The organism is Burkholderia sp. AU4i, assembly GCF_000466765.1.
In the GTDB taxonomy this organism is placed as follows: Bacteria; Pseudomonadota; Gammaproteobacteria; order Burkholderiales; family Burkholderiaceae; genus Burkholderia; species Burkholderia cepacia.
The window spans coordinates 1-3,748 of sequence record NZ_ASSI01000421.1; the positions used below are offsets into that span (position 1 = coordinate 1).

The window sequence follows — 3,748 nt, forward strand, 5'->3', positions numbered from 1 at the left end:
TTGACGATCTCGTCGGCAACGGCGTTCGCGCCGTCCTGGTTCAGGTCGGCGATCGCGACGGCCGCGCCCGCTTTCGCGAGCTCGAGTGCGATTTCCTTGCCGATGCCGCTCGCGGCGCCCGTGACGACTGCGGTCTTGCCATTCAGATCTGCTGCCATGTCCGTCTCCTCCCGTTGTCGGATCGAAAAAGTACGTGCCCGTCACCTCGGCATTCATCGCATGATCGACGCGGCGGGCCAGCCGCCATTGTGCACGATCGGCCCCGCCGTTCGCGCGCAAAACGTCTAAGCTTAAGGTCGGTTCTGTCACGCAGGAGATTCGCATGCACTATCGACGGCTAGGCCGCTCCGGCCTGCAGATCAGCGCGCTTTCGCTCGGCTCGTGGGTCACGTACGGCAACCAGGTCGACCAGCGGGTCGCGCGTGAATGCCTTGCCGCAGCACGCGACGCAGGCGTCAATTTTTTCGACAACGCCGAGGTGTACGCCGGCGGCAAATCCGAGGAAATCATGGGTCACGCGCTCAAGTCGCTCGATTGGCCGCGTGTCAGCTATATCGTGTCCACCAAGTTCTTCTGGGGGCTCGCCGAAGCGCCGAACCAGTATCACACGCTGAACCGGAAATACCTGCTGAACGCCATCGACGGCTCACTGCACCGGCTGCAGCTCGACTACGTCGATCTCGTCTATTGCCATCGCCCCGATCCGAACACGCCGATCGAGGAAACCGTCTGGGCAATGAGCGACATGATCGTGCGCGGCAAGGCGCTGTACTGGGGCACGTCGGAATGGAGCGCCGACGAGATCCGTGCTGCCTGCGAGATCGCCGAACGGCATCACCTGCACAAGCCGGTTGTCGAGCAGCCGCAGTACAACCTGTTCCACCGCACGCGGGTCGAAAAGGAATATGCACGGCTCTACGACGACTACGGTCTCGGCCTCACGACCTGGAGCCCGCTGGCATCGGGCCTGCTCACCGGCAAGTACCGTAACGGCGTACCGCCCGGCAGCCGCGCGCAGTTGCAGGGGTACGACTGGATGCGCGACCGCCTGACCGACCAGGCCGCCAACGACATCGTCGAACGGCTCGGCGAAATTGCGACGGAGCTCGGCTGCAGCACCGGCCAGCTCGCGATCGCATGGGTGCTCACGAATCCGCACGTGAGCTCGGTCATCACGGGCGCGTCGCGGATCGAGCAGATCGGCGACAACATGCGCGCGCTCGACGTTGCCGCGAAGCTGACACCGGATGTGAAGCAACGCATCGAGGAGGTGGTCGGCGATGCGTACGAATGAGGCGATGCACGGCCACTCGCGTACAATACGCGGCCCGCATCGGCGCCCGGCCTGACTGCCGCGCCTAGCCGGCCGCGCACGATCAAGCGCTTTCATCGATTCACCTTTCGTTTCAGGCAGCCCGCCATGCTCAGTTATCGTCACGGTTTTCACGCAGGCAACCACGCGGACGTGCTCAAGCACGCCGTCGTCGTCCAGTTGCTGCGCTACCTGAACAAGAAAGACAAGTCGTACTGGTACATCGACACGCATGCAGGTGCCGGTGTGTACTCGCTGCGCGACGGTTACGCGGCAAAGACGTCGGAATTCGACACCGGCATCGGCCGGCTGTGGAACGAAAAGAACCTGCCGGAAGCGCTGGGCGACTATGTGGATGAGGTCCGCGCGCTGAACGACGACGGTGAACTGCGCTTCTACCCGGGGTCCCCGTACATTGCATGGCGATCGATGCGCGAGCAGGACCGCATGCGGCTGTTCGAAATGCACACGACGGAAATCGACGTGCTGCGCCACAATTTCCGCGATGCGGGGCGACGCGCGATGATCTTTGCTGGTGACGGCTTCGAAGGCATCAAAGCGCTGTTGCCGCCGCCGCCGCGACGCGCGCTCGTGCTGATCGACCCGTCCTACGAGGACAAGAAGGATTACGCGCGCACGGTGACTTGCGTGACGGAGTGTCTGAAGCGTTTCGCGACGGGCTGCTATGCCGTCTGGTACCCGCAGGTGACCCGGACGGAATCGCAGCGTTTCCCCGAGCAGTTGAAGCGCCTGCAACCGAACAACTGGCTGCACCTGACACTGACGGTGTCGAATCCGCCCACTGACGGACTCGGTCTCTACGGCAGCGGGATGTTCATCCTGAATCCGCCGTACACCCTCGCCCAGAGCATGAACGAGGCACTGCCTTATCTGGTCGAGATGCTGGGACAGGATAGCGGCGCCCGCTGCCAGATCGAGCACCGCGGAAACTGATCGCGCGACTGTGCGTTACGGCTGCGGTCTGGGCGCGAGCCTTGGCTGGTTGGCCGGCTGTCCACCCCACGCGGGGACATTGATATACGGTGCGACGAACAGCGGAACCGACGTGTTCGGCGCCTGCCCGGCCGGAGCCCGCATGCCTGCCGGCTCGACGATCGGCTCGGGAGACAGCGGCGCCGTCTGCAGCACCAACCCGCCCTTGCCGTCCTGGATGCCGCGTTGCGTATCGAGAATCAGCGGTTTGGACGATGTCGCGGCAGCGGCCGCGAGTCCATGGACAAGCGCCACCGCGCCGAGAACGAGACGCGCGCGAGCACTGCGACGCACATCGAGACGCAAACGCATGATCATGTCCTTCGGGATGAAAAGCAGGCCCATACCATAGCGCTGCACTGATGATTGCGCCAGATCCGGCGCACAAAAAAACAAAGCCCCGTCAATACGGGGCTTGCTTATCGTTCGGTGCCACGTGGCACCTGACGGTGACTCCGATTACAGCGAGTAGCCGTTGGTTTCGAGCGAGCGGATACGGCTCTCGAGCTGGACGATGTCCGACGACGTGGCGAGGTAAGCCTCACGGCGTTCACGTTCTGCGGATTCGAACCAGTTGCTCAGCTTTTCGACGATGTAGGCGATCATGACGTTCTCCAAGGAAGGGGGACCCCTGGTGAAGCGAGATTCAGGGATTTCCCGTATAGGGTTATCCCGAATTATAGCGATGCCGCACCAAGATGCTAGTGAAATACTTGCATGGAAACCATTCCAGTTTGGAATGGCCGAGCATCAACTTCACGTAACCTGTTGATTTTTATGGAAATCGAATCGAGGCCCGTTTCGAACCTCGAATATGCGCACTAATTTGGTTCACTGACGGGGTCGGACAGACGCGCCAAAATCGGGCACTCGGGACGCCCATCACCATGACAGTGCGCGGCAAGATCGGCCAACGTGTCGCGCATGTCGCTCAGTTCCGCGATGCGCTTGTCGAGTTCGGCCACGTGCTCGAGCGCAATCGACTTCACTTCCGAGCTCGCGCGGGAACGATCTTGCCAGAGCATCAGCAGCTTGCGGATGTCCTCGACGAGAAAGCCAAGGCGTCGCGCCTGACGGATGAAGCGCAGGATGTGAATTTCGTCCGCCCCGTAGATGCGGTAGCCGGCGTCGGTACGTTTGCTCGGCGCAAGCAGGCCAACCTGTTCGTAGTATCGGATCATTTTTGCGCTGACTCCGGATTCGCGCGACGCGTCGCCGATATTCATTCCCGCCCTCTCCATCAAGCCCTGGTTTCGAACATGAACGTCGACGAGTGCAATCGCCGGCGCCACTTCGATCGTATCAAATCGCGTGGTTTCGTTTCGGGGCGAGGTTTGGCTGCAGGATGGCAGCTGAGAGAGCGGGCCAGCGCGCCAGGTAGACGGGATGAATGACGTGCGCTTTCTCCAAGCGCAAATGGTTTTCCGCCGCCCAAATGCAAAA

6 protein-coding genes are annotated in these 3,748 nt (G+C 61.8%); 2 read left to right on the forward strand and 4 right to left on the reverse strand.

Annotation, left to right across the window (positions count from 1 at the left end; translation table 11 throughout):
• The coding region (locus L810_RS43195; protein ID WP_042978457.1) for an SDR family NAD(P)-dependent oxidoreductase at positions 1–158 on the reverse strand (158 nt) is incomplete at its 3' end.
• A 164-nt stretch (positions 159–322) separates the two neighbouring features.
• Here L810_RS43195 and L810_RS43200 point away from each other — a divergent pair.
• Complete coding sequence (locus L810_RS43200; protein ID WP_021164366.1) at positions 323–1,294, forward strand: potassium channel beta subunit family protein; 972 nt, start codon at positions 323–325, stop codon at positions 1,292–1,294.
• Between the two features lie 126 nt (positions 1,295–1,420).
• Positions 1,421–2,266: a 23S rRNA (adenine(2030)-N(6))-methyltransferase RlmJ gene (locus L810_RS43205; protein WP_021164367.1), complete on the forward strand. Its 846-nt coding sequence runs from the start codon at positions 1,421–1,423 to the stop codon at positions 2,264–2,266.
• A 15-nt stretch (positions 2,267–2,281) separates the two neighbouring features.
• Here L810_RS43205 and L810_RS43210 read toward each other — a convergent pair whose 3' ends face one another.
• From L810_RS43210 to cueR, 3 genes are all read right to left on the reverse strand, one after another.
• Positions 2,282–2,650, reverse strand: coding sequence for a hypothetical protein (locus L810_RS43210; protein ID WP_021164368.1), 369 nt, complete (start codon positions 2,648–2,650; stop codon positions 2,282–2,284).
• A 114-nt stretch (positions 2,651–2,764) separates the two neighbouring features.
• Positions 2,765–2,911 (reverse strand): DUF3563 family protein, encoded by a 147-nt coding sequence (locus L810_RS46755; protein WP_006478295.1) that lies wholly within the window; start codon positions 2,909–2,911, stop codon positions 2,765–2,767.
• Positions 2,912–3,126: 215 nt separating this feature from the next.
• Positions 3,127–3,531, reverse strand: coding sequence for a Cu(I)-responsive transcriptional regulator (cueR, locus tag L810_RS43215; protein WP_021164369.1), 405 nt, complete (start codon positions 3,529–3,531; stop codon positions 3,127–3,129).
• Positions 3,532–3,748 lie beyond the last annotated feature (217 nt).

Excerpts from the sequence above, each read along its gene's own strand:
- L810_RS43200 (WP_021164366.1), top strand. The coding sequence starts at position 323 with ATGCACTATCGACGGCTAGGCCGCTCCGGCCTGCAGATCAGCGCGCTT.
- L810_RS43205 (WP_021164367.1), top strand. The coding sequence starts at position 1,421 with ATGCTCAGTTATCGTCACGGTTTTCACGCAGGCAACCACGCGGACGTG.
- L810_RS43210 (WP_021164368.1), bottom strand. The coding sequence starts at position 2,650 with ATGGGCCTGCTTTTCATCCCGAAGGACATGATCATGCGTTTGCGTCTC.
- L810_RS46755 (WP_006478295.1), bottom strand. The coding sequence starts at position 2,911 with ATGATCGCCTACATCGTCGAAAAGCTGAGCAACTGGTTCGAATCCGCA.
- cueR (WP_021164369.1), bottom strand. The coding sequence starts at position 3,531 with ATGAATATCGGCGACGCGTCGCGCGAATCCGGAGTCAGCGCAAAAATG.